Raw genomic sequence first — 540 nt, forward strand, 5'->3', positions numbered from 1 at the left:
GTGCTGCGCCGGGGCGTCCTGGTCGAGCAGCGTGGGGTGCTCGAACTGTTCGCCGCGCCGCGGGCCCGGTACACCGCTCAGTTGCTGTCCGCGGTGCCGCGGCTGCCCGAAATCGGCCCGGGCGCGGCCGGAGACCCGGCACGCCCGGATGTCGTTGCCACCGAACCGGTCCTGTCGGTACGCGGGCTCGACGTGGTGTACCCGGCCCGCCACGGCAACGCGGCGTTTGCCGCGCTGCGCGGGATCACGCTGGGCGTCGCGGCCGGCGAGGTGCTGGGGCTGRTCGGCGAGTCCGGGTCCGGCAAGACGACGTTGGGCCGCACCGCGCTCGGGGTGATCCGGCCCAGCGCCGGGTCCGTGGTCTTCGACGGGGTCGACCTCGGCACGGTCTCGGGGCGGGAGTTGCGCGGCCTGCGTAAGGGGGTCGCGCTGGTCCACCAGGACCCGGCGGCGTCGCTGGACCCGCGCCGGAGCGTCGGCGAGAGCGTGGGCGAACCGCTGCGGGTGCACCGGGCCGCATCAGGGGCGCTGCTCCGGTCC

At 76.3% G+C, this 540-nt stretch carries 1 protein-coding gene; it reads left to right on the top strand.

The window, feature by feature from the left end; all coding sequences use genetic code 11:
* Positions 1–540, top strand: a 540-nt coding sequence (locus AC1DYG_RS19095; RefSeq protein ID WP_477641437.1) for an ATP-binding cassette domain-containing protein, incomplete at both ends; no start/stop codon positions are given.

This window comes from Pedococcus sp. P1_H8, assembly GCF_056405175.1.